This window comes from Psychrosphaera ytuae (assembly GCF_017638545.1).
Classification (GTDB): domain Bacteria; phylum Pseudomonadota; class Gammaproteobacteria; order Enterobacterales; family Alteromonadaceae; genus Psychrosphaera; species Psychrosphaera ytuae.
In genome coordinates, this window is the sequence record NZ_CP072110.1 from 2,472,258 (window position 1) to 2,498,083 (window position 25,826).

Below are 25,826 nucleotides of genomic sequence, written 5' to 3' on the forward strand. Positions count from 1 at the left end.
ATAGTCCGTTAGTTACAAGTATCAGTAAACGACTCAGGTTCAAATTCAAATGTCTGATTCGTATGAGTAAAGTCTACTCTACGTGATTTTTTGTCAGCTGGCAGTAAATTATATTTATCTTTTAACTCAGTGTACCAACTGCGAGGTACATCAATCTGACCTTCAGCGTCTAAAGGCGGGTATGGAGTGCCGGTTCTTACACAAAGCTCAGCATAAATTGGGTGGCCACCTTCAAACAACATTTGATGACGGATGGCGTCGCTGATCATCGGTTTGTCATACATGCCGGCTTCGATTCGTTGGCGCTGAGCTTCATACATGATTAGGGCACCAGCGACACTGACATTAAGCGACTCAACCATGCCAAACATAGGAACGACTACATGGTGATCTGCAAGTTCTAGTGCAGTATCAGAAATACCATCTCGTTCTTGGCCTAGTATCAAAGCAGTCGGCTTTGTGTAGTCGATTTGACGATAATCTACGGCCTTATCAGACAAGTTAGTTGCAAGTACTTGCATGCCTTGCTGTTTGAACTGTTTTATCGCCGCTTCGGTGTCGGGTTGTTCGGTAATTTTGACCCACTTTTGACTTCCAGATGCACGACCGCCGGATAACCACCTGCTTTCTGTGGTGTAGATAGCATGTATATTATGGATACCAACAGCATCGGCAGTCCGAATAATGGCCGAAAGATTGTGGGTCTTGTGAACTTGCTCCATGCACACCGTTAGATCGGGTTGACGTTTGTCTAAGATTTCCGTAATTCGATTAAATCGCTCTGGCGTCATGGCCGGTTCCTACTATTAAACGTCAGATAGCTCTAATACGCCGTCGATTTCTATTTGAACACCCTTCGGCAATGCAGCGACCTGCACAGCAGCACGTGCTGGGAAAGGTTCAGCAACGTATTTGGCCATAATTTCATTGACCGTAGCAAATTGACCTAGGTCGGTAAGAAAGATGTTCAGCTTTACAGAATCTGCAAGCGACCCGCCGGCAGCTTCACAAACTGCACTCAGGTTTTTGAATACTTGCTCAGCTTGAGCCGTAAAGTCTTCAGAAACAATTTCCATGGTTTCAGGTACTAGAGGGATTTGACCAGATAAATAAACGGTCGTGCCTACTTTGATCGCTTGGTTGTAAGTACCAATAGCGGCAGGTGCCGCGTCTGTATTAATTACTACACGTGTCATAATAAAATTCCTGTTGATGGACTATTTACGGTGAACGCGTTGAACGTCCGGCATAGTCCTGATCTTTTTAATCACACGAGCAAGATGTACACGGTTTTTTACCGATACGTCTGCGGTGATGACATAAATATTTGACTCTTTTTCTTCCGTAAAAATATGTTCTACGTTGGAGTTAGCTAAAGAGATGAGGTGTGTGACTTTGGCAAGCGCACCTTGGTGATTGATTAATTCAATTTTTAGTGTGGTGACGTATTCTCTGTCTGAGTTTTCGTCCCACTTTAATTTGAAGAATTTAGCGGCGTCTTTTTCCCAACCACGACAGTTAGGGCAATCTTCTCTATGGACAGTTAAGCCTTTACCTTGAGAGACATGGGCAACGATTTCGTCGCCGTGAATTGGGTGACAACACTTACTGTACGTTACCAACATACCTTTGGCGCCAGCAATCGGCACGTTGTCTTCTTTGCTAGGGCTAGTCGGCTCGTCCGAGTTAAGTAAGCGGTTACTTATGGTTAAGCCCATAAGATTACCCAAGCCAATTTCTCTATGTAAGTCTTCAAGGCTGTCTAAATGGAAATCATCCAGCAGTTTATTGACTCGCGTCGGCTCGATGTCTTCAATACTGACACCAGCTAACGCAGAATTTAATAATCGACGGCCTAGGTTGATGGCCTCGTTGGTTCGCTGGTGTTTTAGGTAGTTACGAATACCCAATCGCGCTTTTGCGGTCACCACAAAGTTTAACCAATTGGCGTTTGGTTTGACGTTTGGCGACGTCATTATTTCGACGGTTTGACCAGTGTCTAGCGGCTTACTTAACGGATGAGGCTTGCGGTCAACTTTGGCACCAACACATGTGTTACCAACATCAGTATGAACTGAGTAAGCAAAATCAACAGGAGTGGCTCCCATTGGTAATTCATGGATCTTACCGTCTGGTGTGAAAACATAGATTTCTTCTGGGAACATCTCTGTTTTAACGTTTTCGATAAACTCAAACGACGAGCCAGCGCTTTGTTGAAGCTCAAGTAATGTTTGCATCCATTGGCGTGCACGAGTTTGTGCAGTGTTACCTTTGCTTTCACCGGCGCCCTTGTATTGCCAGTGAGCCGCAATACCGCGGTCAGCTAATTGCTCCATATCATGGGTGCGAATTTGGATTTCAATTGGAATACCATGAGGGCCGATAAGCGATGTGTGCAAGGACTGGTAGCCATTAGACTTTGGAATTGCAATGTAATCTTTAAAGCGCGTTTCAATTGGCTTATAAAGATTGTGCATCACACCAAATACGCGGTAACAAGTATCGACGTTGTCGACGATAATACGAAACGCATATATGTCCATCACTTCGTTGAACATCAGCTCTTTGTTCAACATTTTGCGATAAATACTGTAAAGGTGCTTCTCGCGGCCAAGTACTTCGCCAGAGATCCCCACTTCTTCAAGTCGAGTTTCTATCTCAGTTTGGATATTTTGAATGACTTCTTTTCGGTTTCCGCGGGCTTGTTTAACCGCTGCCGCTAAGGCACGGGAGCGCATTGGGTAAAGCGCTTCAAAACCGAGATTTTCAAGTTCGTTTTTAAACTCATGAATACCGAGGCGATTGGCGATCGGAGCGTAAATTTCCAGGGTCTCTTTGGCGATACGACGTTTTTTATCCGGGCGTAGGGCGCCAAGTGTGCGCATGTTGTGCGTACGGTCGGCGAGTTTAATCAATATGACCCGAATATCTTGAGTCATCGCCATGACCATTTTTCGGAAGTTTTCTGCCTGAAATTCTTTTTTGTCTTTGAATTTTAATTTGTCGAGCTTTGAAACACCTTCGACCAAGTCGGCTATGGTATCTCCAAACTCATCGGCCAAATCTTTTTTAGATACAGGAGTATCTTCAATGACATCATGCATGAGAGCCGCGGCGAGGGTTTCGTGATCCAACTTCATGTTGGCAAGCAAGGCAGTAACTGCAACTGGGTGAGTAATGTAAGGATCACCACTAGAACGCATTTGGCCCTCGTGGGCATCACGTGCGACGACATAGGCACGCTGAACAATAGCGACCTGATCTGCTGGCAAATACGCCGAAATTTGTTGCTTTAAACCTTCAAATAAATACACCGAACAACTCAGTAGAAATGTGATTAGACTTGATTTGAGTATAAAAAAAGAATTTTAGGAAGGAAAGCCAACGAGCTAAAAACCCGTTGGCTGAGACAATTTATTATTCGTTGCCTACGATAGCTGCAACAGCAGCCATTTCTTCTGCTTCACGTGCAGATTCTGCTTCGTTGTCTTGGCGATCCATCACGTCATTAGTGATTAAACCAGCTTCAATTTCACGAAGCGCCGTAACAGTCGGCTTATCATTACCTGCTTCAACAAGAGGCTCTTTGCCTTGTGTCGCTAATTGACGAGCACGACGAGCGGCAACTAAAATTAAATCGAAACGATTTCCTATTTTCTCAACAGCGTCTTCAACAGTTACGCGAGCCATTTGTAATCTCCAATGAGGCAAAAATAAATTAAGGGGCGTAATATTACACCAAGGTTAGCTTTTAGCCAATAGCTGGCGGATTAAATCCGCGTATTTGCTTTCGATATTACCCGTTTGTAAACGATGAGCCAAAACAATACGCTCGAATTCATCTAGAGTTTGGTCAAAATCGTCGTTTACCAGCACAAAGTCATATTCATTGTAGTGCGACATTTCACTTTGGGCCTGTTGCATGCGTTTTGCGATGACTTCTGCAGAATCTTGACCGCGTTTATTTAGACGGTTTTCGAGCTCTTCTCGCGATGGTGGCAAAATAAAGAGGGTGATAATGTCAGGCACAATTTTGCGCATTTGTTGCGCACCTTGCCAATCAATATCTAAGAAGACATCAATACCTTGATCGAGTTGTTCTTGAATTGCTTGTTTTGACGTGCCGTAGAAGTTACCAAAGACCTCAGCCCACTCATAAAATCCGTCATCGGCAATGACAGATTTGAATTCATCGACTTGGCAAAAGTGATAGTGAACACCATCCTCTTCACCAGGTCGAGGTGCACGAGTTGTATGAGACACTGACACTTTCATGTCGTTGTGGCGTTTGAGTAACGCAGAGATCAAACTCGATTTTCCAGCACCACTTGGTGAGGAAATAACAAACAAATTACCTTTCATATAAAACAATATTCAAATTCAAACCTGCCTTATATGTTAGCACGTTTACCTCTAGGCTAAAGCCTAAATCGCGATGCCATTTGTGACCTTTGTCTGTGGTAAGTTGAATTGATCTGACGTCAAGGTTCTTATTAAAGCTCTCGAGTGGATGGGTTTTGACATCAAGTAGCCTTGAGCCTTATTGATACCCAACGAGTGAACTAACAACTTTTGCCATTCTGTTTCGACGCCTTCGCAAACAGAATCGATTTTCAATGAGCGACACAAAGACGAAATTGATCGCATTATATGTAACTTTTTGGCGTCATCTTCGTTACAGGGTAGCACCGATTTATCAAGTTTGATCATATCGATGGGGTGATTAATTAAATGTGATATCGAGGAGAATCCAGTACCAAAATCATCCAGTGCGATAGTAAAACCTGCATTGTGTAGCGACTCTATATGGCTTGACTTCGTTAATAGAGAAGTCTCGGTAATCTCGATGATGATCTCTCGAGTGGGACAGTCATATTCATAACAAAGCTTGGACAATCGGTCACAAAGCAAAGGGTCTGTAAACTGGCAGGGTGATACATTGACCGAAAAATACAGATCGCAATAACCATTTTGTTTTAGGGCAATTCTTTGTTTGAGGGCTTTTTCAAATATCCACAGGCCAAGAGGCTGAATTAATCCTGTTTTTTCGGCTATCGGTATAAACACATCGGGTGTGGAATGAATTGGAGATTGGCTAGGCCAGCGCACTAAAGTTTCAAAGCCGACGACCGTATCCTCTTTATCGAATAGAGGTTGATAGGCAACATCAAAGGTTTTGTGCTCTAGATTATAGCGAATGGCATCTTCTAACTCTTTTTCCGCTTTTAACGATTCTTCCATCGATGACTCATAGATAAAGAAATTATCTGAGTAGTTATGTTTGGCTTTAGATAAGGCAAGTTCTGCGTTTCGTAACAGCTGCTCTGAATTGACTGAAAAGTTAGAAGTCGCAACACCAAAGTTAAGTGAGATGTGCAAGTTGCCATCAAAGTTGTCGATAACCAACTTTTGTTTTGTCTGGTCGTTAATTAAGTCTGCGGTTTCAATGTTAGTCAGCTCGCAACACGCTCCAGTGCAGACCACGGCAAAAGTATCACTGCCGAGTCTAGAGACGGTTTGTACAGGTTTAATTGTTTTTGAAATTAACTGCCCCAGAATTATCAATACTTTATTACCAATTTTAGCTCCATAAGAGTCATTGATTTGTTTGAAGCTTTTGATGTCTATTAGAAGTAGCGAAATCATAGAGTTACGGTCTTTGTTTAACTCATTTTCTATGTAATTGTCTAAAAAATAGCGGTTTTTTACTTGTGTAAGTAAATCCGTTTCAGATAGTTTCTTTTTGGTTTCGTAAAAGGATTTGAGTTGGCTTTCCAGTTGTGCTCGTTTTTTTGCCAACATGACGGCTCTCAGTATTTTAGAACAATTCACTTCAGATTTGACCAAAAAGTCATGTGCCCCCATCTCTAGACATTGCTCTGCTAGTTCGTCGTTTTCGACATTTGTCATGACAATGAGAGCAGAATTAGGGGTCTTTAAGTTGGCCAATAAAATGGGAATAATGTCTAAACCACTACCATCCGGTAGGTTCAAATCAAGCAAGACAAGATCAAAAAACTGGTTTTTAGCGAAGGCCGTCGCTTCTTTTAATGAGGCTACCGTGTCGATATTCCAATCTGGTCTGTTGGAAAATGCTCGGTAGATTTGTTCTTGATCAAATATGTCATCTTCGACGAGTAATAAGTTCATAGTTCAAGCTCTCAATGGCTTTGTGGTGGCAATTGGACGATTTCGAAATAGCTATTTAGTAAACGGATTAAGTTGTCGTAGTTCGGATCTAAATCACTTTTGACGATATAACCAGCAATGTTGTTTTTATAAAGTTCTGAAATGTGTTCTTTGGCCGTTGATGTCGATAGAACGAACACTACAGACTGCGATAGCGCATGGTCTTCTCTTATCCTTTCAAGAAATTCGAAGCCATTTACACGAGGCATTTCCAAGTCGAGCAGAATAATAAATGGCGAGGTTTGATTAGTGGCCGCAAAAAAGTCCAAGGCATCTTGCCCATCAACAAAACGTATCATAGGATTTTCAATAGAATAGCGGTCGAATGCTCTGATGATAGACATAGCATCTATCTCATCGTCTTCTAAAAGGTATATATTCGTGGGTTGAAATACGTTGTTCAATATATTCATGATTAATTCCTAGCTGTGTGGCTCTATTTGTTTGATAGGCCAGGTAAATTGAACGACCAAACCGCCTTCTGGATTATTGCTGAGAGAGAGCTCACCTGCGTGCAGTTGGACAATTTTTTCAACTAAACTCAACCCAATCCCTGTACCTTCTACCTGATCCCTTGGTCGTAAGGTCTGAAAAACCTGTAATGCTTTTGGAATTAAATGTTCCGGAATACCAGGCCCGTTATCTGTGATGGTAATCTGATAAATGTTTTCTATTTGTTTGACATCTATATGGACTAGGCAAGTTGGTTTATCACAATGTTTAGCTGAATTTTGAATTAAATTACGCATTACAGTCGCAAAAGGAATTGCTTCTATGGTCATTGGCATGTCAACAGGATTACATGTAATAGACCCTTCAATATCGACGGTGTTTACAATGCGTTCAAATATACTTAACAACGACGTTTGGCTTGGTTTGTAATTAACTCTACCTACTCTTGAGTACTCTAATAGATCGTCTAACAACGCCATCATTCGGTTACTTCTTTGAGTCAGTAAATTTAGGTGTTTTTCAGCGGCTTCATTAAGGTTGTCTCCAATGTCTTCTTTAATCCAACCTGCTAGTTTTCCGATCGCATTGAGAGGTGATTTAAGATCGTGTGAAGCGATATAGGTAAAATTGTCTAATTCTTCATTACTTTTTCTCAACAAGTCCAAATTTCTCTGTATATCGGTTATATCCTTGATTGCCATCAAAACGTAGCTTGAGTTATCTGTTCTTTGAAACGACGTGTAACTGATATTTACGTACTTAGATTGACCGTCACAAGTTTCTAAAGTGTAAATACAATCTTGTTCTGTAGGTGCGTTTAGAGTATGAGATTCGGAGTCGATTAACGGTAAGCCATTTAGCTTAGCTTTAAATGGCGTTTCTGTGTTGAGAAGTAATGTTTTGAATCTTTTATTTGCAAAACAAAGCTGGCCAGATTCGTCTAACACAGCAATAAGCTGGTCATGACAATTGGCTAAAGCTTGTTGAAATGAGTGGGACGGTGTCGAAAAAAAGTGGGCATATTTCTCAACTAGGTAGCCATTCGCTATATGGCCAAAATGTGAAAGCATATTGCGTTCTTTTTCGGTTAAAACTTTAGGTGTTGAGCTAATAACGCATAGAGTGCCAATTGCGCTGGAGTGTTTTTGAGTGCCAATGGCAGAACGCTTTACAGCGTTTTGTTCATTGATTAATTCAGCATCGTTTAGTAGTGGATAACCTGCATAAAAGCGAATAAAAGGAGCTTCTGTCACAAGAGGGTTATCTTTGAAGCGATCATCATCTCGCGCATCACTAATTTCAAAAATGGAGTCGTTTAGAATGGCATGACCACAAAAAGAAATGTCCCTGCCTGTTGAGTTGGCCTCAAGGCCAATTTTGGCTTTAAACCACTGTCGATTGGTATCAACTAGGGAAATGAGTGCGGTTTCTACTCCAAACGAGTCTTTTACTAGAGCCATGAGAGACTGTAGAAATCTATCTTGACCCGTATCCAACACATGCAGCTTATGGAGTAGATTTATTCTTTTTTCTTCATCGACGGGTAAAGGTGCTGCCAACATGTCTTTTTGCCTCGGGTTGTAGGCAATTCTCTATGGATAACGCAGCCTGGGTTTGTATGCTTGTGTACGGTTTTTATACAGTTGTTTGCTGCATGTAGATCAAAAAATAAAAAAAAAAATTTCCGTCTACACTTTAAGTAGTTGAAGCTGGTGGAGGGTCCGATGCTCGGCGTAATTTTTACTAACTTAATAGAAATGATGGAAAAAGAGGTCGGCTTAGAACTCACTGAAAGAGTGCTAGACGAAGCTAACACTTCTAGTAACGGAAGTTACACCTCTGTGGGGTATTATGAACCTGCAGAAATTGTGGCAATAGTAACGCGGTTGTCTGTTCACACAGGGGTGCCTATTCCTGACTTAGTTCGAAAGTTTGGTCACTACTTATTCAAGCTATTAGCAGAGGGGCACCCTCATGCTGTGGCTGGTAAAACCTCAGTCATTCAAATTTTGTCGACGCTGGACTCACACATTCATGTAGAGGTCAAAAAGCTGTACCCAGAAGCAGACCTGCCAACATTTGAAACAATAGAAGAAACAGATAGTTACATCAAGCTGTTATATACATCGACCAATCGGCTGGAGCCATTGGCAGAAGGGCTGATTGCAGGAGGTGCAGAATACTTTGGGGAACAAGTATCGATCCATATTGAGCCAGAACCAGGTAGTTCATCCATTATTGAAGTGAAGAAATTAGATTAATGACAAATTCGGATGCTGAGTACTTAAAAAAAGCGCTACTAAGAGAAAGAAATGCTCGAAAAGAGTCAGAGCAAATATTGCTTGAGAAAAGCCGCTCATTGTATGAATCCCAAGTAGCAGTTAAGCAAGCACAACGCAAGCTTGAATTAGCTTTGTGGGCGAGTAATGAATCAATTTGGGAGTGGCATGTAGAGTCGGGTAATTTTGTGGTTCGACGCTTTAATCGCTTTTCTGATTCAACAGTGGATTTTACCTACACACTAGATGAATTTTTTGCCACGATTCACCCAGATGACTTTGAGAACTATCGGCTCCAGTGGCGTCTTCACTTGGATGGCTGCTCTGAAAATTTAGATATAACGTTTCGCGCCCTCAGAGAGGGAGAATACAAATGGATTCGATTGCGAGGCCGGGTTGTCGAAGAATCACCAGAAGGTCTGCCAAGACGTCTATTGGGAACCTCCAAAGACATTACCGAACTTCGAAACGCTGAGCGTTCTTCAAGGTTAATGGCATCTGCATTCTCAAGTTCTCGCGATGCGATGCTCATCCTACAACGGGATAAAAAAATCATCGAAGCAAACGCTGCTTTTTATCAATTGATCGGCGAAAAGGTTAACAAGTCAAATCTTGACTTTAATGACTATATAAAATTATCCGAGGAGCATATTCAAGAGCTCAAATTCCATGAAAGGGTAAGTGAAGAAAGCGAAGTAAGAACGGTAAGTGGCCAAATCACTCCGGTTGAGGTTACCTACTCTAAATTTATGTTTGAGGAGGGAAGCAGTTCTTATTTAGTGGCCGTTGTACGGGACATGACGGAGCGAAAAAACGCTGAAAAACACTTACAACAAATGGCCATGTATGACTCGCTAACGGGTCTATTAAATCGCAATGCATTTCAGCAAAAGCTATCAGACCCCAATGTCGCACCAGAGAGATACTCTGTGTTGTTTATCGATCTCGATGGATTCAAAGCTGTTAACGACACCATGAGTCATGAAAAGGGCGATGAATTGCTCGTTGCCGTCTCATCTTTATTAGGAGATGACTGTCTAGGGCATTCAATTACAGCTCGTTGGGGCGGCGACGAATTTATCGTCGCAACCGAAACCACCGACGAGCAACAAATTATTACTTTTTGCCGTGATGTTATTAATGGCATGAAACGAATCGGTAAAGAAATGCAATTACCCGTGGCCGTATCTGCGAGTATTGGAATTGCCTTGTTCCCCGACAATGCCGATGATCATCAAAGTTTAATACGAGCTGCAGATGCCGCCATGTATCAGGCTAAATCACTAGGTAAAAGCGCCTATGTTTTTTACGATGAGTCGGTCGAAAAACAAGCACAAGAAAAGATATCTCTTTTGGCCGAACTTAAAAAAGCAATCGACAACAATAGTTTAGATTTTCATTTACAAGGTCAATTTGATCAGACTGACTCGCCGTCTGGTGCGGAGCTTTTGTGTCGTTGGAACTCGCCTATTCATGGGTTTGTGTCGCCTGCGGTGTTTATCCCATTAGCGGAAGAAAATGGTTTGGCGTTCGAGCTTGGTAATTTAGCGATTGATAACGCCATTCGATTTGTCCAAATATTGGATGAATTTGGTTACAACTTAAGAGTTGCTGTAAACATTTCACCTTTGCACTTAATGCATCCGGACTTCGTAACGGTATTACAAGAGAAAATCGCAGCAAGTGGGTTGTACCCCAATCGGTTTGAACTAGAAGTCACGGAGTCATCGTTTCTCGGAGATGAAATTCGTGCGGGTAATATTATCAATGAGTTGCGAAAGATGGGGTATAAAATGGCGATGGATGACTTCGGCACTGGTTATTCATCACTAAGTTATATAAGAAAGCTCGATTTTGACGTGATAAAAATCGATCGAGCATTTGTTACCGACCTTGAGTCGGACTACAAAGCACAATTATTGTTGCAAGGCATTATCTCAATTTGTAATGAGTTAGGGGTTGAAACTGTCGCAGAAGGAATTGAAACGCAAGAGCAAATGGACATGTTGCAACGAATGGGAGTGACCAGTTTTCAGGGCTTTTATTTAGGCCGACCAGTACCCATCGAAGCATTTATTGACTCTTTAAAGAAGGCTGAATAGCCAAGTACACTTCTATTAAATCGAAAGATATTCCTGATTATTTGCAATTTTAATTAATTAAATTGGAATATATGCTTAATCCCACATTAGCCACTTATCGTATTAATCAGTTAATAGAAAAAGGGCATCCAAATAATCGAACAAGAGGTGTGAGATGAAAAAGTTACTCGTTTTAAATTCTTCTTTAAATGGTACAGAAGGAAACTCAAATCAATTAGCGTCAGAAATCGTAACGCATTTGACTGGAAAGTTTGACTTATCAGTAGTAGAGCGAGATTTAGCAAAAGATGCATTACCTCACTTAACCCAAGAAGAGTTGGGTGCATGGATGACGGATGAAACAGAACGCACAGATCAGCAAGCCCAACTGGCGAAATTATCAGATGAATTAATTCAAGAGTTAATCGACGCAGATATGGTTGTCATTGGCTTACCAATGTACAACTTTGGTATCCCTAGTGTGTTTAAAGCCTGGGTTGATCGTGTTGCCCGTGCCGGAACGACTTTTAAGTACACAGAAACTGGGCCTCAAGGTTTATTGGAAAATAAAAAGGTTTACATCGCCGCAGCTCGAGGTGGTATTTACCAAGGAACAGACAAAGACTCTCAAACTCAACATGTGAAGGATATTTTTGCTCTGCTAGGTATCACGGATCTTGAGTTCTTGTACGCTGAAGGTCTTAATATGCCTGGTGCTGAGGACGTAAAAGCCGCTTTTTCAGAGCGAGTGAAGTCTATATAGTTCACTAAAATCGTACCCTAAATAACTAAAAAATATAAAATATTTGCTAATAGGGTTAGGTTTTACTAGTCTGTTTTTTAGCCAGTTTGTTAATTGCGTCGAACTGGCTAATAAAAATAAATGCGCAGATATAAAGAGGGGTCTCCCTCAGCTTTAATGGATTGAAGCGCGATTGAGTTTTGGAATTCCCTTGTTTGTCCGCGTAACAAAAAATAAAAACATACAAGGTAAATCCTATGAATAACTCTGTTAAATTCATTTTATCCCTCGCAGCGTCGGTGCTCGCGTTATCATCAAATCCAAGCTTTGCAGCAAACGAAAAAGCGTATGAAAAAGCCAATCACAATTCTAAGTTATTGCGCTGTGGTACGCCGCACCCTTCGGCAAGAGAAGCGGAATTAAAAGAAGCTCACTTTAAACAATTGCGCACAGCCAAACGCGGAAAGCCTGGCGGCGGTGATGGCGGTGGCAGTGATCAACCTCGTGCGGCTGGTTCAGTGGTAATTGACGTGTATTTTCATGTAATTACAGATACCAGTGGTAATGGTGCATTAAGCAGCCAGGATATTAACGCTCAAATGAACGTGTTAAACGATGCTTATCAAAACACCCCGTTTACTTTTAACTTGGTATCGACTCAAACTGTTGCTAATAACGCTTGGTATACAGCGGGTTATGGCTCTCAAGCAGAAGCGCAAATGAAAAGCGCATTGCGTCAGGGCGATGCATCTGATTTAAACTTTTACACTATTAAGGCGGGTGATGGCTTGTTAGGTTGGGCGACGTTCCCCTCTGATTATGCTTCAAATCCATTAAACGATGGTGTTGTTGTTTTAGTTGATTCATTACCAGGTGGTTCTGCGGCGCCATACAACCAAGGCGATACGGGTACTCATGAAGTCGGTCATTGGCTTGGCTTGTATCACACTTTCCAAGGTGGTTGTAGCGGCAGCGGCGACTACGTGGCAGATACACCTGCAGAGAAAAGTCCGGCATACGGTTGCCCTGTTGGTCGAGATAGCTGCACTAAAGGCAAAAATGCCGCTGGTTTAGATCCTATCAGTAACTTTATGGATTACACGGATGATGCGTGTATGTACGAGTTCTCGTTTGGTCAAGCTGTACGAGCGGATAATCAGGCGATTACCTATCGTAATTTATAATTTTATTTAAATTACAAAGCCACGAGCTCTTTGTTGTCGTGCTCGTGGCTTACTTACAGTTAAGCTACAGGAGGTCAGTAAACTAATAAGCACCAGCGCTGTAAATCAGCTCGTAACTATGGCTGTAAATTTCTAGTATATTTCCAAATGGGTCTTCCATATAAATCATTCGATAAGGCTTTTCACCGGGGTAATAATAACGTGGCTTTTCCAAGCGTTTTTTACCTCCAGCAGCGACAATCTTTTCAGCTAGCCCTTCGACATCTGGGTCTTGAACACAAAAGTGAAATACGCCAGTTTTCCAATATTCAAAATTGTCTTCAGGGTTTTGTTGGTTTTTAAACTGAAATAACTCAACACCCACACGATCACCTGTTGATAAATGAGCAATACGGAAGCTTCCCCATCCCTCACCAAACACGTCAGTGCACATTTCAGCGATGGCAGAGCCGTCTTCCTCAATATCAGTGGGCTTCATTATTTGATACCAGCCAAGTACTTCAGTATAAAATTTAACTGCGGCCTCAAGGTCAGGGACTGAAATCCCAATATGAGAGAATGTTCTCGGATATACGTTAGCCATTGTCGACTCCTAAGTTTTAACAATAGAGAGTTAATACAACATAAAAAAGCAAACGTGCTCTCTTATGACTTTTGAGAAGTTTAAAAGGTATATTTAATTAACAAAAATTATCATTTATGCTTGAAGTGATAATAAAATGTAATTATTTGTCGGAGAGTAGTAATGCTCAATATGCAGTGGTTAAAGACCTTTTGCCAGCTAGTAGAAACTCACCATTTTACCCGTACAGCTGAACAACTTTTTATGACCCAATCCGGCGTTAGCCAACATATTCAAAAACTCGAACAGCAATGTGAGCAAAAACTATTAATCAGAGAAGGTAAGACATTTTATCTGACTGATGCAGGTCAGAGACTTTATGATCAAGGTCTTGTTTTGCTGCAACAGGCAGAGCAATTATCAGAGGTTATAAAGCAAGATGAACCCTATAAAGGTAAGGTTAAAATCAAGACTCCAGGAAGTGTAGGGTTAAAGCTTTACGGTCATCTACTAAAGTTACAACAGGCACATCCTGAGTTGACTATAGACCTTAGGTTTGCGCCAAATGAGGAGATCATAAGCGATACAAATGAAGGTAAAATCGACTTAGGTATCGTCACACAACAAGTTACTCAAGCGGGAATTACGTCGCAATACATTGGGGCCGAAAGGTTGGTACTCGTTACGCCTAAAGATATGACCATAAGAGGTTGGCCGTCACTGCAAAGCTGTGGATTTATTAATCATCCGGATGGAGCCCATCACGCTTCGTTATTATTGAGTCAAAACTACTCTGAGTTTAAGAGTATTGATCAGTTTCGCGAATCTGGCTTTTCCAATCAGATTACATTGATTTTGGAGCCGGTTGCTGCAGGCTTAGGGATTACGGTATTACCTGAGTATGCGGTAGATACTTATATGAAAAACAATAAAAATTCGAATATAAAGGCAATCTCATTACCTGTTGACGTGACAGAGTCACTCTATTTAGTGACAAAAAACAATAAGCCGACGGCCGCACGTTGTGAGACCGTCGTAAATGAGATTAAACGGTGGCTTTAAAGTTGTTTCTCTACTTTACCGTCTTTCATTACAAACGTAATGTTTTGCATTAATGAGATGTTTTTGAGCGGGTCACCTTTGACCGCAACTAAATCTGCTAGTTTACCTTTTTCTACTGTACCAAGGTCGTCGAGAACATTGAGTAAATCCGCACTGTTATAGGTCGCACTGCGAATCGCATCAATTGGCTTCATTCCAGCATCAACCATTAGTTTGAACTCTAGCCCATTGTCACCATGAGCAGACACACCTGAGTCAGTACCAAAGGCAATTTTGACGCCTGCTTTGTAGGCGTTGGCAAAGGTTTGTTGGATAAGTGGGCCAATTTTGGCTGCTTTAGGTCTTACAAGCTCAGGGAAAAAACCATTTATTTTGGCTTTTTCTGCCACCCAGTTACCGGCCATGACAGTGGGTACATAATAAGTACCGTGTTTTCTCATTAAACCAAAGATTTCTTCATCCATGTAGGTGCCATGTTCGATGGACGTTACCCCTGCTTTAATCGCTCGTTTCATGCCTTCTTTACCGTGCGCGTGTACCGCAACGGTCATGCCGTAGTCCTTTGCAGTCTGCACGATAGCTTCAAGCTCGTCATTCATAAACTGCGGGTTTTGGCCACTTTTGGCAACACTTAAAACGCCACCTGTGGCAGTAATTTTAATTAAATCAGCACCATCTTTATAACGCTGACGAACGGCTTTACGCGCTTCTGCAACACCATTGATAACGCCTTCTTTAGGACCTGGGTCACCGGTAATATTTGCGGCTCGACCGTTAGTTGGGTCAGCATGACCACCTGTTGTCGCAATGGATTTGGCTGCCGTATAAATACGTGGTCCACGGATCATGCCTTTGTTGATAGCGTTTCTTAAGGCAACCGAGCTATTGTACGCATCTCCTAAGTTACGAACGGTGGTAAAGCCGGCGTCTAGGGTTCGTTGCGCGTATACAACGCCTTTTAGTGCATAATCGGCTTCATTTAATTTAAAACCTTCCAAGTAACTTGCCATGCCCGAGTGTTCGTTGGTGACATGAGTATGCATATCCATTAGGCCAGGCATAACCGTGGAGTCGGTTAAATCAATGAGAGTGTCTGATTTAGTTGGCTTTTGAAAACCGTTTTTAATCTCTTTGATTCTATTGCCATCTATGATGACGGTCACCTTTGACATCACTTTGTCAGAATTAGCAGGGATCAATTTACCCGCGTGAATCAGTGTGTCTGCAATTGCAGACTGGGCCAAAACCAGCGAGCCCAAAGCTACGGTAAGGAGGGATTTTTTCATTGGTTAACCTTTTTTATTCTTTTGTAGTTGTGTAATCGTTTAACAAGTCGATAAAACTTTCTAATTTTACTGGTTTAGAAAACAAGTAACCTTGCACAGAGTTACAATGGTTATCGACCAAGAAGTTTAATTGTTCGTTCGTTTCGACACCTTCAGCTATGACTTTGAGGTTTAAGTTGTGGGCCATACCAATAACCGCTTTGACTATGGCTTTGTCATTGTCATCGGTGGCAACGTCTTGGACAAAGGAACGGTCTATCTTGAGATAATCGATAGGGAGCTTTTTTAAATACGACAAGGAGCTGTAGCCGGTGCCAAAGTCATCCACTGAAACGGTCAGACCATAATCACGTATTTTATTTAACAGTAGGTCAGTATTAGTATAGCTCTCGACTAACACCCCTTCGGTCACTTCAATTTCGAGCTTTTGTGGATCCACTTCATACTTAGTGACACAACTGCACAAATAATTGTACAAGTCTTCGTCATAAACTTGTGAGGGAGACAAGTTCATTGAAATTTTGATGCAATGTTTGAGATCGCAGAGTTGCCTTGCTACTTGGCAAGCTCGCGATATAACCCATTTTCCCAAAGTGATGATGAGTTCACTTTTTTCTGCAATAGGAATGAAAACATCAGGGTTTATTACGCCTTTTTCTGGATGGTTCCATCGAATTAATGCTTCAGCTTTCACTATCGTATCGGTTGCTAGATCAATAATGGGTTGAAAGTACAACTCAAATTCACCATTCATGATCGCGAGACGTAATTCGTTCTCTAACTCAATTTCACGATGAGACGCTGCTTTCATCTCATCGGTATAAAACTGCACCCACATTTGTCTTTTGTTTTTATTGGTATGGGCACTGAGGTCAACAAACCGCATAAGCTCAGGCACAGATTGCGCATCTCTAGGAAAGTTAACAGCCCCTACACTGACGGTAATATTGAAGTTTTGTCCGGTATTTGATGTAAATGGCGCGCTTAAATTGTTTATTACGCGACGCAATACTCTCTCACACTGAAGTTGTTCGGACATGTCGGTCAATATTATGGCAAATTGATCTCCGCCAATCCGGGCTACAAAGTCATAGTGCTTAATACTATTTTGAATGCGTTGACCGATTTCTTTGAGTAATCGGTCACCCTCGTCGTGGCCATAAAATTCGTTGTGTTTTCTAAACTCATTGATATCAACATAGATTAAATAAAACGAAGATTGCTTCGCTATTTCTTGCTCTAACGTTTGCCAAAACGAGTAGCGATTGGGCAATTCGGTGAGCATGTCTTGGAGTGCAAGCTGTTCATTGCGCTGAACCAAGTGCTTTACATTGCTGATATCATTTACAAATAAAATCCAATGTCGAACCTGATTTAAATCGTTTTTGACCGGATAAATTGAAATTTTTAACCATTTTAGTGTGGTCGGTGGTGCCATCCAACAGAGTTCACCGTCCCAATTGGATTTTGTTGTTAGGATACGCTCGTATTCGGGTAACTGGTTATCTAACAAGGTGATGATGGTTTCTAAAGGTGGCTTAGGTTTGGAAGATGGACTTGTTGGTTGTTCAAAAATCTTTGTGGCGGCGCTATTTTCGACAATTTGATTCATGTCAGGGTCAGTAATAAATACCCCGAATTCTGCGTTTTCTATTACTTTGCTTAAGGTGTTTTGGATTTGATTATTGTCGAGGGGATCTTTGAGAATATTGAGCAATCGATTGTGTAAATATTCGTTTTGTTCTACCAAACGGTCATTTGAAAGGAGTATTTCTCGGGCCGCTTGCAGGGTGTTTTGCCTAAATTGAAACTCTTCGGACTCATTTTTGATCAATAAAAAGTTGTGGCTGTTCTGTTTTATTGCCGTCGCTTCTAAGTGCAACTCAGTGCCATCGGGTAAGTCTTCAGTCCAGAGGCCTGATTTTAATTTTTTATTGTGCTCTCCGGACCATAACAAACGGGCATCGTACAAAAAGTCCTGCAAAAAAGGAATTCGCTCATCAATGGTTAACATCACCGAGGTACGAAGTTCTGGAAATAACTGGGTGGACCATTTGTTTTCACCCTGTACTAGTCGCATTTGGTCGGTCTGGATATCAGCCGCCTCTAGTACAATTTGATCCATGGCCTTTAAAAAGTCATTGAGCAAAGCCGTCATTACTTAGCTCCTAGAAAATGCTTTGCTAAATCAGAGAACATTTTCTCAACGTTATCACCCGTTTTAGCACTAGTGTTAATGCAAAAATCAAACTGTGACTTGTGTGATTCTAAATCTGCTTCACTGAGTTGGAGATTACTTGTTAAGTCACTTTTATTGATAGCGAGTACAGAAGGGCAGTCAACCGTTTTACTGGCAAGCGCTTGAATACTCATTCCGTCTAATAGAGATGACATACGAGTTTGGTCTACGACTATGATGTAAGCCGCTGCCCCTCTTAAGTACCTTTCTTGGAAGAGGTTGTAACGGTCATTTCCTTCGATGTCCCAAAGAATAAATTGAACCTTTTGACCGTCGATCTCAACTAGCTTTTTGTCAACTTTGACGCCGATCGTCGTCAAATAGCGATCGCTAAAAATTCCATCGACAAATTGCCTAATAAGACTTGTCTTGCCTACACTCGAGGCACCCAATAGGCAAATCTTTTTCTGAATCAAATGGTATCCCTCATAACTATGTGCTTTGCCTAGCTAATACATTTGCCCTTTTCTCAAATGTCTGTGATCTGTACCGCATATTGATAGTCTAAGTGTAGCCTGTATTTTCCGTTAAGCGTTAACGCTACATTTATACTACCTTACTGTTATTTGTAGGGGTTTGTCTATTCTCTTTCTATGGATGAAAGACCTTGTTTGACCTGTTGTTTCAGTTGTTATTTTTGAGTTGTTACTACATTGAGTAAAACAGTGCGTGAGTCTTCACTTACTTTATCTAAATTTATCTGGCCTAGGCCTTTGATATACAGTTTGTTGGGATTTATACCTAAGGTTTGCAGATAGTCAGCAACGCGCTTAGCTCGCCGTTCGCTTAGCTGCTCATTTTGTTGGCTACTGCCCGAACCATCCGAGGCACCGATAATAAGTAAACCGAACTCGTACTTTAAAGAGCTCGCGAGTTGATCCATCGCCGTGATCTTATCTGCGATAAGCTGTAACTGGAGTCGCATACCAGCAGTCAATTGTGAGCTATTAACCTCAAAATTGAACTGAGCAGCGCTGATTTGACTGACTAAATCTTGGTACTTCATAGCCAAAACTTTAGGGTCACTACTCGTTGCAATGACACTTTGCTCGTCCGGAACAGCAAACTTAACATCGGCATAGATATCAAAGCCGATAGCCGTGAGTAGACTGCTTATTTCTACTCGCTCCGCTTGAGACACTTGGCCATTGATGATCAATGCGTCTTGCTCTTGCTCTTGCTCTTGCTCTAAAGTTAACTCTGGATATTGCGCCAAAACGCTTTGCGCTTTTTTGAGCTTGATTTCGGATTCAAGTGATTGATACGGTTTTTCGATGACAGTCAGTTGTTCAAGTGGGATGTTTTGATCCTCAAGCCATTGGCTGACCGAAATCGCACTGGGATCACGTAGTAATGTTATTGTGGCTTCTGAGTTATTAGGTGTGTCGACATTGGTTAAGATAATGCCAGGCTGTTCACTGATCTTTTGGATTCGCTCGTTGAGTTCGCTGGCCAACCACTGTCGATAAGAAAGAAAAACCAACAAAAGGACAATAGCGGCAGATATCAACAAACCATACCAAGGTATCTTTTTGTTTTGCTGTTTTTCTAATTTTTGCTGTGACAATAAACATTCACGCAGCGCTGATTCGGTGTTGGCAAATGGCTCATTATCACCCTCAAAGTCAGAAAGTGGATCCGTGTACAAACTATGGATTTGTTCCAGAGTAAGCTGCAGTTGGTCGCTGAGCTGTTGTGGAGGATGACCAATAACCGCAGCAACAATAATCGCTTTAGGACCGGGTTTTATTAACAAATTAAAGTTGTCGGTGGATACTGACTGCAACTGTTCACGTTGACCGTCTCCCGAATCCAAAAAAGAATCACCCACAAAGTCATTAATGGCAGTAAGCATTGATGAGATGATATCTGCATCACTTTTTAGATTGTTGTTATGAGCCACAGAGTTGAGTAATAAGCCGGTTTCGCCATGGATTAGGAATACGTGTTCTACTCGGTAGACGAAAGTTTGTGACGCAACGTATTGAGCGTAATCCATTCCTGCACGTTTTGCTTCAAAACGCCACTTAACACTCTGAATGGTCAGGCTGTTTTCTATCAGTTGATTGGTTCGTTCGATGAAGTCGGCCAAAAACGCAGTGACATATTTACGGACCAAGTTACCCATCAAGGGATACAGGCTACTGACCATTTTGTCGCTGTGGTGGGTAACTGATTTTTGTACTGATTCTTCGACCAATGGCTGTAGCACGTTATTGAGAGAGGCATCGTTTTTTTGGCGATCGAAAATAGCCTCAGTGATGACTTCACTAACAAGGTGTCTGGCATCTTCTCTCAGCACTGATTTGATATGGACATTGTCTCTGCCCAATATAATCGATCTGAGTTGTGCCAACTCTTGTTGGTCAGAATCTTGTGACTCGACTGGCGACGACGGCTTTTCCATTACAGTTGGTCATCTTCCAAATTGGTCGCCATTGCAGCCAAGAGTTTAGCCAAGGTTTTACGGTCCGTTTTGGACGTACTGAGTTCTTTTGAAACATCTTCGAGGTAGGCTTTTAATTGCTCTAATTGTTCGTTAAAGCTGGACGAAAGTGCCTGATTTTCACGCTCAACATAGCTTTCTAATTCTTTTAGTTCATCTTGTGAATTAGCCGACTGCATTTCTAATTCAGAACTTAAGTTTTTAAGCGCTTTATGCTGCTCTGTATTATTGTCCAAGTGACGATTATCGACTTCGTTTACTTTTGCGGTCAGGTTGGAAAATTGTTCGTCCATGTGCTTAGAAAGTTGAGTAATTTGTTCGGAAATTTTTGACTCTTTGCTTTTCAGCGCCGATTCTAAATCTGACTTAAGCTGACTGATCTGGCGTTTAAGCTTGTCCTCGGCTGCACCAAATACAATTTGCCTAAGTTGTTGAAGTTCAGTTTGGGCGTCAGCTTGTGTGTCGGCCTCATTATCTTGATTCGTTACTGGGTCGTTACTTTTTGCTGGTGGGTTTGCTTTCGCCATCGTTAAAATTCCATAATGATCAATACGTAATACTTGTTAAAGTGTAGTCTCAAATCTGTATTTGTTTGGTTTATTTTGAATAAATGGTATGTAACGCAGTTTGTCTACCATCTAGGTAGGTTACTGATTTACCATCAAAAAATGCTTCCTCTTCCAGCATGATGCGAATTTCCTTGCCCCATTCTTCAACATAGGTTGCTGCATTGAGTTCGATCGAGTATGCGGTATCTGAAAACAGTGGGTAGTCGCCCCGAACTGGTGTGTCGCCTTGGTTATCCCACATTCCTATCGTTGGTCCCGCCGCATGACCATGGTAACCAATTGGATGAGTGTAAATGGTCGGTTTTAGACCTTCGTTTATGGCTTTTTTTCGAGCGATTGAGAGAATTTGATTGCCGGTTCTGCCAAGTTGAAACTCGGCAGTAAAAATGTCTTGTACTCGATTGCCATTGGCGAGTGCTTTAATTAAATAGTCAGGGACTTCTGTTTCACCGGGTCTAAGTACATATGCATGTTGCTGTTGATCTGAATTAAGGCGCAAATAAGTCAATCCAAAATCAACGTGTAACAAATCACCTGGCATGATGACTTGTCCTTTTGGGCGATCGCTAAAAGCTTTGAGTTGATCAAAGTCAGTTTTGTCACTGCGCTGAATTGAAACAGTCGGGTGAAACCAGTTGGTCATTTTTAAACGTCGACTTTCTTCCCGTAACCACCAAACTACATCATCCGTGGTTGTCACACCCGGTTTGACGACTTTGTTAGAAAAGGCTGTAGCAATCATTTTGTGGCCGACTTGGGTCAAGTGCCGATAGTGAGGCATTTCTTTTTCTGTGCGTGTTTCTAGCCAGGCAATAGCGAGTTTTTCTGCGCTGACTACTTTATCTGACAGGTCATCAGGCAGTGCCTTAAACAACAAAGCTTGTTCTGTCGCGGTTATGCCATCGGCGAGTGCAAAGTGAGTGCTTTGGTTGATACCAATTCGCTTTGGCTGTTTTGATTTTATGAGGGCAACCAAGGCTTGCCATTGATCAGGGTTGGCTTCTTTATCCCATGCTTTTTGAAATAGGTCACCTACCGCATATCGCGCTATGGCATAACGCTCAACGGTTGTGCCGTTGTCGTATAAAACTAAAATGGTTTGACGTCGAGCATTGATCCAAGAAGACGGTAGCATGGTTCGCAACACAGGATCTTCATTGTATTCCCTCGAGGTGAGTACCCAAAGGTCGATGCCAGTGCGGCGCATTAATCTAGGCAGAGTGTTATCGAGTTTGTCACGAAGGAGTTCATCAACCACAGCTGCGCGTTTGCGCATCGGTAAGATCTTTAAATAGGGATCTTGTCTTTGATGTTCATCGGTTAAAGATTGGTAAGTAGAGGGAGACTTTGACTTGAAGCTGTTTTGTTGAATAGTCGAAGCGCTAAGCGGAGCTGAACCACAGGTGGCAACCAAAATACAAAAAGCCCCAAACAGATGACTTGATATTGCTTTTGAAGCACAAGAGTCAGCATTGTTGAACAAGACTATTTTCAATAACTTCATTTTTCCCTCAACTTGTTAAAATCCAGTTCTTACCATTCGTTACTAACTTACTGAAGTGAGGCCAAAAAATAAACAAAGAAGTTGCAGGAATTTACAGCAATCAGCCTTAACCAGCTTAAATATGGCCAAGTTGAGTTCGAAAGGTCAGTGGCAGTAGGCTAAAATAGCGGGTTTTCCATGAAGTAAAGAGGTGTAAATCAAATGATAGGTTTTGACTACGGAACGTCAAATTGTGCAGTCGGCATAATGACTGACGGGCAGCCGAGAGCCATCACCTTAGGTGACCATGGTACGTACATGGCATCGTCGCTGTACGCACCTGATCGCGATGTAATCGTTAATTGGCTCCACAAAAATATCAATGAGCCTTTTCGCACAGAGTTTAAAAACAAACGTGGATTTTTGTTATCTAAAGGCCAAGAGGCCCTTGAAGATTTGCGTTATGACGGAATACCAGAGCACCTCTCGTTTGGTCGCTTTGCCCTAGAGCGTTACCTTGATGATCCGAGCGAAGGTTACTATATCAAATCACCAAAATCATTCTTAGGTACCAATGGTTTATTACCCGCACAAATAGGCTTTTTTGAGCACATTGTTGCGGCCATGATGGCCCATGTAAAAAACCATGTTGAAGCGGATTTAGGACGCTCAGTAGACCAAGTAGTGATAGGTCGACCAATCAATTTCCAAGGCCGAAACGCTGAACAGTCTAACAAGCAAGCTATAGATGTGCTGACTAACGCAGCCAAACACGTTGGTTATAAAGACATTGAATTTCAATACGAGCCAGTTGCCGCAGGATTTGAATACGAAGCCACTTTAACTCAAGAAACCCGAGTGCTAGTGGTGGATATCGGCGGTGGTACGACGGACTGCTCTATGCTGTTAATGGGTCCTGAATATGTATCTAAAGTAGAGCGACAAGACTCATTGCTTGGTCACAGTGGTAAACGCATTGGTGGTAACGATTTTGACATTCAGCTGGCGCTCAAGGGCATCATGCCAAATTTAGGGATGACGAGTGAGTTGGATTCAGGCAAACCTATGCCTGTAAGTAGCTATTTCCAAGCTGTTGCAATAAATGACGTCAACGCTCAATCGGATTTTTACAGTGCTGAAAATGGTCGTTTTTTACAGCAGCTCAAACGCGATGCTAAGTCACCTGAGCTGGTTGAACGACTGCTCAAAACCTATCGAGAGAAGCTGAGTTATCAATTAGTTAATAGTGCTGAACAAGGTAAAATTCAGTTGACCGATCATCAACAACTCGCGGTTGATTTGAGTTATTTGGATCAAGGCTTACAACAGGATATTTCAAGAGAATTAATGGCAGAGGCCAACCAACACCAACTTAACCACATCGTTGAGTTGATGCATGAAGCCGTTGAGCAGGCGGGCTGTCAGCCGGAGGTTATTTTTGTGACCGGTGGTACGGCCAAATCACCTGTGATTAACGGTCACTTGAAGCAACAGTTTGGTGATATTCCAGTGGTGATTGGTGATCACTTTGGCAGTGTTGCCGCTGGTCTAACGCGTTGGGCTGGGAATATCTTTCGCTAATAGTTAAGTAATTGATACTTAAACGCAAGTTATAAATAAAAAGGGTAAAACACCTGTTTTACCCTTTTTTGAATATTCATTTCATAAAAGAAAATTACGGTGCTACGTACTCGTAGGTTGCTTGGATTCCTAATGGAATACCGATAGTCCAGTACACCATCAAGAACAAGGTCCAAACGATTAAGAAGCTCACCGAGAACGGCAACATCATTGACGTTAGAGTACCAATACCTGTGTTAGTTACGTAGCGTTGACAAAATACAACGACTAACGGGAAGTATGGCATTAATGGCGTAATAATATTGGTACTAGAGTCACCAATACGATATGCCGCTTGAGCTAAGTCAGGAGAAATACCTAATTGCATCAACATCGGAACGAAAATAGGTGCTAATAACGCCCATTTTGCAGATGCAGAGCCGACAAATAAGTTGATTAAACCAGTCAAAAGAATAATACCAGTTATCGTCACACCCCCTGGCAGAGCCATTTCTTTTAAGAACTCAGCTCCTTTAACGGCCAGTAATACACCTAGGTTTGATTGACCAAATGCATAGATGAATTGCGCGATAAAGAACATGATAACAAGGTAATAACCCATGCCTTGCATGGCTTTACTCATACCTTCAACAAATTGCTTTGAATTGCGGATGCTACCGATTACCGCACCATAAACTAGGCCCGGAATTAAAAACATCAAAAAGATAAGAGGGACAATTGACTTCATAATTGGCGCAGCGCCAGAGGTTAACGACCCTTCTGAATCAGCCCATGGCGAGCCCTCAAGTGATGCTGTACCTATCAAGAAGACGATACTTGCGACAATTGAGAACAGCGCCCAACGAAGCGCAGAACGCTCTGCATCTGATAGTGGCTCCATACTCGGTAAGTCTGACAAATCGCCATCAAGCTTGTTGCTTTGTAACTTAGGCTCGACCACTTTATCAGTGATGAACCAACCCAAAAACACAATTACTAATGTTGAAGCACCAGTGAAGAAAATGTTGTTAAGCGGGTTTAATACAACTGATGGATCTAATATTTGCGCACCTACTTGTGAGATACCTTGCAGCATAGGGTCTAGAGCAGATGGTAAAAAGTTCGCTGAGAAACCACCAGAGACACCGGCAAACGCCGCTGCAATACCTGCTAGAGGATGACGACCTGCAGCATAAAAGATAACACCACCAAGAGGGATTACTAACACGTAACCGGCATCAACCGCTGAGTGGCTGATGATCCCGATAAGAATGATCATCGGGGTTAACAACCAAGTTTTAGTCACAGACAACAAAGCCCGTAAACCTGCATTGATAAAGCCCGAGTATTCAGCAACACCAATACCTAACATCGCAACGAGTACTACACCAACAGGGTGGAAGTGCGAGAAGTTGTTCACCATTGTAGAGGTGAGCTGAGTGAGTGAACTACCAGAGAACTGATTATTAATTTGTAACGCGTCACCAGTACGAGGGTCGACTACGTTAAAGTCGATCCCTGACAGCGCCCAAGAAAGCGCCCAGACAATAGCGAGTAAAAGAATAAACAGTACCGCTGGATCTGGTAGCTTGTTACCCCATATCTCAACTTTGTTGAGTATGCGCTGTAAGCGAGAGTCCTCTTGTACTGGTTCGTTACTTGGAGTTTGAGATTGTTCCATGAATAAAACC

Annotated in this window: 22 protein-coding genes; 6 read left to right on the forward strand and 16 right to left on the reverse strand. The window is 42.0% G+C overall.

What is annotated here, in order from left to right; translation table 11 throughout:
* Positions 1 to 8: 8 nt before the first annotated feature.
* The 8 genes from trmH to J1N51_RS11085 form a co-directional block, all read right to left on the reverse strand.
* Positions 9 to 791: a tRNA (guanosine(18)-2'-O)-methyltransferase TrmH gene (gene trmH, locus J1N51_RS11050; RefSeq protein ID WP_208831325.1), complete on the reverse strand. Its 783-nt coding sequence runs from the start codon at positions 789 to 791 to the stop codon at positions 9 to 11.
* A gap of 15 nt (positions 792 to 806) precedes the next feature.
* Entirely contained in the window at positions 807 to 1,196 is a 390-nt protein-coding gene (locus J1N51_RS11055; RefSeq protein ID WP_208831326.1) for a RidA family protein, read from the reverse strand.
* A 21-nt stretch (positions 1,197 to 1,217) separates the two neighbouring features.
* On the reverse strand, positions 1,218 to 3,314 hold the full coding sequence (gene spoT, locus J1N51_RS11060; protein ID WP_208831327.1) for a bifunctional GTP diphosphokinase/guanosine-3',5'-bis pyrophosphate 3'-pyrophosphohydrolase: 2,097 nt from the start codon (positions 3,312 to 3,314) through the stop codon (positions 1,218 to 1,220).
* Positions 3,315 to 3,417: 103 nt separating this feature from the next.
* Positions 3,418 to 3,690, reverse strand: coding sequence for a DNA-directed RNA polymerase subunit omega (gene rpoZ / locus J1N51_RS11065; RefSeq protein WP_208831328.1), 273 nt, complete (start codon positions 3,688 to 3,690; stop codon positions 3,418 to 3,420).
* Between the two features lie 54 nt (positions 3,691 to 3,744).
* On the reverse strand, positions 3,745 to 4,362 hold the full coding sequence (gene gmk, locus J1N51_RS11070) for a guanylate kinase (RefSeq protein ID WP_408635839.1): 618 nt from the start codon (positions 4,360 to 4,362) through the stop codon (positions 3,745 to 3,747).
* Between the two features lie 63 nt (positions 4,363 to 4,425).
* The gene (locus J1N51_RS11075) at positions 4,426 to 6,150 is read right to left on the reverse strand and encodes a putative bifunctional diguanylate cyclase/phosphodiesterase (RefSeq protein WP_208831330.1); all 1,725 of its coding nucleotides are present in this window, start codon (positions 6,148 to 6,150) and stop codon (positions 4,426 to 4,428) included.
* Between the two features lie 11 nt (positions 6,151 to 6,161).
* The gene (locus J1N51_RS11080; RefSeq protein WP_208831331.1) at positions 6,162 to 6,602 is read right to left on the reverse strand and encodes a response regulator; all 441 of its coding nucleotides are present in this window, start codon (positions 6,600 to 6,602) and stop codon (positions 6,162 to 6,164) included.
* A 9-nt stretch (positions 6,603 to 6,611) separates the two neighbouring features.
* Positions 6,612 to 8,204 (reverse strand): GAF domain-containing sensor histidine kinase, encoded by a 1,593-nt coding sequence (locus tag J1N51_RS11085; RefSeq protein WP_208831332.1) that lies wholly within the window; start codon positions 8,202 to 8,204, stop codon positions 6,612 to 6,614.
* A 162-nt stretch (positions 8,205 to 8,366) separates the two neighbouring features.
* Between J1N51_RS11085 and J1N51_RS11090 the strand changes: the two genes are divergently transcribed.
* The 4 genes from J1N51_RS11090 to J1N51_RS11105 all read left to right on the forward strand — a co-directional run bounded on the left by J1N51_RS11090 (position 8,367) and on the right by J1N51_RS11105 (position 12,928).
* Positions 8,367 to 8,903 carry a heme NO-binding domain-containing protein gene (locus J1N51_RS11090; RefSeq protein WP_208831333.1) on the forward strand — a complete coding sequence of 179 codons (537 nt, stop codon included), beginning with the start codon at positions 8,367 to 8,369 and terminating at the stop codon, positions 8,901 to 8,903.
* Complete coding sequence (locus J1N51_RS11095) at positions 8,903 to 11,023, forward strand: putative bifunctional diguanylate cyclase/phosphodiesterase (protein ID WP_208831334.1); 2,121 nt, start codon at positions 8,903 to 8,905, stop codon at positions 11,021 to 11,023. The genes J1N51_RS11090 and J1N51_RS11095 overlap by 1 nt, the downstream gene beginning before the upstream one ends.
* A gap of 154 nt (positions 11,024 to 11,177) precedes the next feature.
* A complete protein-coding gene (locus J1N51_RS11100; RefSeq protein ID WP_208831335.1) occupies positions 11,178 to 11,765 on the forward strand; it encodes an FMN-dependent NADH-azoreductase in 588 nt (195 codons plus the stop codon).
* Positions 11,766 to 12,001: 236 nt separating this feature from the next.
* The gene (locus J1N51_RS11105; protein WP_208831336.1) at positions 12,002 to 12,928 is read left to right on the forward strand and encodes a zinc metalloprotease; all 927 of its coding nucleotides are present in this window, start codon (positions 12,002 to 12,004) and stop codon (positions 12,926 to 12,928) included.
* An 82-nt stretch (positions 12,929 to 13,010) separates the two neighbouring features.
* Here the strand turns inward: J1N51_RS11105 and J1N51_RS11110 are convergent, their stop codons facing one another.
* Positions 13,011 to 13,511 carry a lactoylglutathione lyase family protein gene (locus tag J1N51_RS11110; RefSeq protein ID WP_208831337.1) on the reverse strand — a complete coding sequence of 167 codons (501 nt, stop codon included), beginning with the start codon at positions 13,509 to 13,511 and terminating at the stop codon, positions 13,011 to 13,013.
* 162 nt (positions 13,512 to 13,673) lie between these two features.
* Here J1N51_RS11110 and J1N51_RS11115 point away from each other — a divergent pair, with 162 nt between their 5' ends.
* A complete protein-coding gene (locus J1N51_RS11115; protein ID WP_208831338.1) occupies positions 13,674 to 14,552 on the forward strand; it encodes a LysR family transcriptional regulator in 879 nt (292 codons plus the stop codon).
* Here J1N51_RS11115 and J1N51_RS11120 read toward each other — a convergent pair.
* The 6 genes from J1N51_RS11120 to J1N51_RS11145 all read right to left on the reverse strand — a co-directional run bounded on the left by J1N51_RS11120 (position 14,549) and on the right by J1N51_RS11145 (position 22,596).
* The gene (locus J1N51_RS11120) at positions 14,549 to 15,838 is read right to left on the reverse strand and encodes a metal-dependent hydrolase family protein (protein WP_208831339.1); all 1,290 of its coding nucleotides are present in this window, start codon (positions 15,836 to 15,838) and stop codon (positions 14,549 to 14,551) included. The two genes, J1N51_RS11115 and J1N51_RS11120, sit on opposite strands and share 4 nt — an antisense overlap.
* A 13-nt stretch (positions 15,839 to 15,851) precedes the next feature.
* Positions 15,852 to 17,996, reverse strand: coding sequence for a sensor domain-containing protein (locus J1N51_RS11125; RefSeq protein ID WP_208831340.1), 2,145 nt, complete (start codon positions 17,994 to 17,996; stop codon positions 15,852 to 15,854).
* Positions 17,996 to 18,493 (reverse strand): Rab family GTPase, encoded by a 498-nt coding sequence (locus tag J1N51_RS11130; protein ID WP_208831341.1) that lies wholly within the window; start codon positions 18,491 to 18,493, stop codon positions 17,996 to 17,998. Before J1N51_RS11130 ends, J1N51_RS11125 begins: the two co-directional genes overlap by 1 nt.
* Before the next feature lie 215 nt (positions 18,494 to 18,708).
* Positions 18,709 to 20,484 carry an OmpA family protein gene (locus tag J1N51_RS11135; RefSeq protein ID WP_208831342.1) on the reverse strand — a complete coding sequence of 592 codons (1,776 nt, stop codon included), beginning with the start codon at positions 20,482 to 20,484 and terminating at the stop codon, positions 18,709 to 18,711.
* Positions 20,484 to 21,050: a hypothetical protein gene (locus J1N51_RS11140; protein WP_208831343.1), complete on the reverse strand. Its 567-nt coding sequence runs from the start codon at positions 21,048 to 21,050 to the stop codon at positions 20,484 to 20,486. The genes J1N51_RS11135 and J1N51_RS11140 overlap by 1 nt, the downstream gene beginning before the upstream one ends.
* 70 nt (positions 21,051 to 21,120) lie before the next feature.
* The gene (locus J1N51_RS11145; RefSeq protein ID WP_208831344.1) at positions 21,121 to 22,596 is read right to left on the reverse strand and encodes a M24 family metallopeptidase; all 1,476 of its coding nucleotides are present in this window, start codon (positions 22,594 to 22,596) and stop codon (positions 21,121 to 21,123) included.
* Between the two features lie 201 nt (positions 22,597 to 22,797).
* On the opposite strand from J1N51_RS11145, the gene yegD reads away from it, so the two are divergent.
* Positions 22,798 to 24,156, forward strand: coding sequence for a molecular chaperone (gene yegD, locus J1N51_RS11150; protein WP_208831345.1), 1,359 nt, complete (start codon positions 22,798 to 22,800; stop codon positions 24,154 to 24,156).
* Between the two features lie 94 nt (positions 24,157 to 24,250).
* Here yegD and J1N51_RS11155 read toward each other — a convergent pair whose 3' ends face one another.
* Entirely contained in the window at positions 24,251 to 25,816 is a 1,566-nt protein-coding gene (locus J1N51_RS11155) for an AbgT family transporter (protein WP_208831346.1), read from the reverse strand.
* Positions 25,817 to 25,826: the final 10 nt, after the last annotated feature.

Excerpts from the sequence above, each read along its gene's own strand:
- trmH (WP_208831325.1), bottom strand. The coding sequence starts at position 791 with ATGACGCCAGAGCGATTTAATCGAATTACGGAAATCTTAGACAAACGT.
- J1N51_RS11055 (WP_208831326.1), bottom strand. The coding sequence starts at position 1,196 with ATGACACGTGTAGTAATTAATACAGACGCGGCACCTGCCGCTATTGGT.
- rpoZ (WP_208831328.1), bottom strand. The coding sequence starts at position 3,690 with ATGGCTCGCGTAACTGTTGAAGACGCTGTTGAGAAAATAGGAAATCGT.
- gmk (WP_408635839.1), bottom strand. The coding sequence starts at position 4,362 with ATGAAAGGTAATTTGTTTGTTATTTCCTCACCAAGTGGTGCTGGAAAA.
- J1N51_RS11075 (WP_208831330.1), bottom strand. The coding sequence starts at position 6,150 with ATGAACTTATTACTCGTCGAAGATGACATATTTGATCAAGAACAAATC.
- J1N51_RS11080 (WP_208831331.1), bottom strand. The coding sequence starts at position 6,602 with ATGAATATATTGAACAACGTATTTCAACCCACGAATATATACCTTTTA.
- J1N51_RS11085 (WP_208831332.1), bottom strand. The coding sequence starts at position 8,204 with ATGTTGGCAGCACCTTTACCCGTCGATGAAGAAAAAAGAATAAATCTA.
- J1N51_RS11090 (WP_208831333.1), top strand. The coding sequence starts at position 8,367 with ATGCTCGGCGTAATTTTTACTAACTTAATAGAAATGATGGAAAAAGAG.
- J1N51_RS11095 (WP_208831334.1), top strand. The coding sequence starts at position 8,903 with ATGACAAATTCGGATGCTGAGTACTTAAAAAAAGCGCTACTAAGAGAA.
- J1N51_RS11100 (WP_208831335.1), top strand. The coding sequence starts at position 11,178 with ATGAAAAAGTTACTCGTTTTAAATTCTTCTTTAAATGGTACAGAAGGA.
- J1N51_RS11105 (WP_208831336.1), top strand. The coding sequence starts at position 12,002 with ATGAATAACTCTGTTAAATTCATTTTATCCCTCGCAGCGTCGGTGCTC.
- J1N51_RS11110 (WP_208831337.1), bottom strand. The coding sequence starts at position 13,511 with ATGGCTAACGTATATCCGAGAACATTCTCTCATATTGGGATTTCAGTC.
- J1N51_RS11115 (WP_208831338.1), top strand. The coding sequence starts at position 13,674 with ATGCTCAATATGCAGTGGTTAAAGACCTTTTGCCAGCTAGTAGAAACT.
- J1N51_RS11120 (WP_208831339.1), bottom strand. The coding sequence starts at position 15,838 with ATGAAAAAATCCCTCCTTACCGTAGCTTTGGGCTCGCTGGTTTTGGCC.
- J1N51_RS11125 (WP_208831340.1), bottom strand. The coding sequence starts at position 17,996 with ATGACGGCTTTGCTCAATGACTTTTTAAAGGCCATGGATCAAATTGTA.
- J1N51_RS11135 (WP_208831342.1), bottom strand. The coding sequence starts at position 20,484 with ATGGAAAAGCCGTCGTCGCCAGTCGAGTCACAAGATTCTGACCAACAA.
- J1N51_RS11140 (WP_208831343.1), bottom strand. The coding sequence starts at position 21,050 with ATGGCGAAAGCAAACCCACCAGCAAAAAGTAACGACCCAGTAACGAAT.
- J1N51_RS11145 (WP_208831344.1), bottom strand. The coding sequence starts at position 22,596 with ATGAAGTTATTGAAAATAGTCTTGTTCAACAATGCTGACTCTTGTGCT.
- yegD (WP_208831345.1), top strand. The coding sequence starts at position 22,798 with ATGATAGGTTTTGACTACGGAACGTCAAATTGTGCAGTCGGCATAATG.
- J1N51_RS11155 (WP_208831346.1), bottom strand. The coding sequence starts at position 25,816 with ATGGAACAATCTCAAACTCCAAGTAACGAACCAGTACAAGAGGACTCT.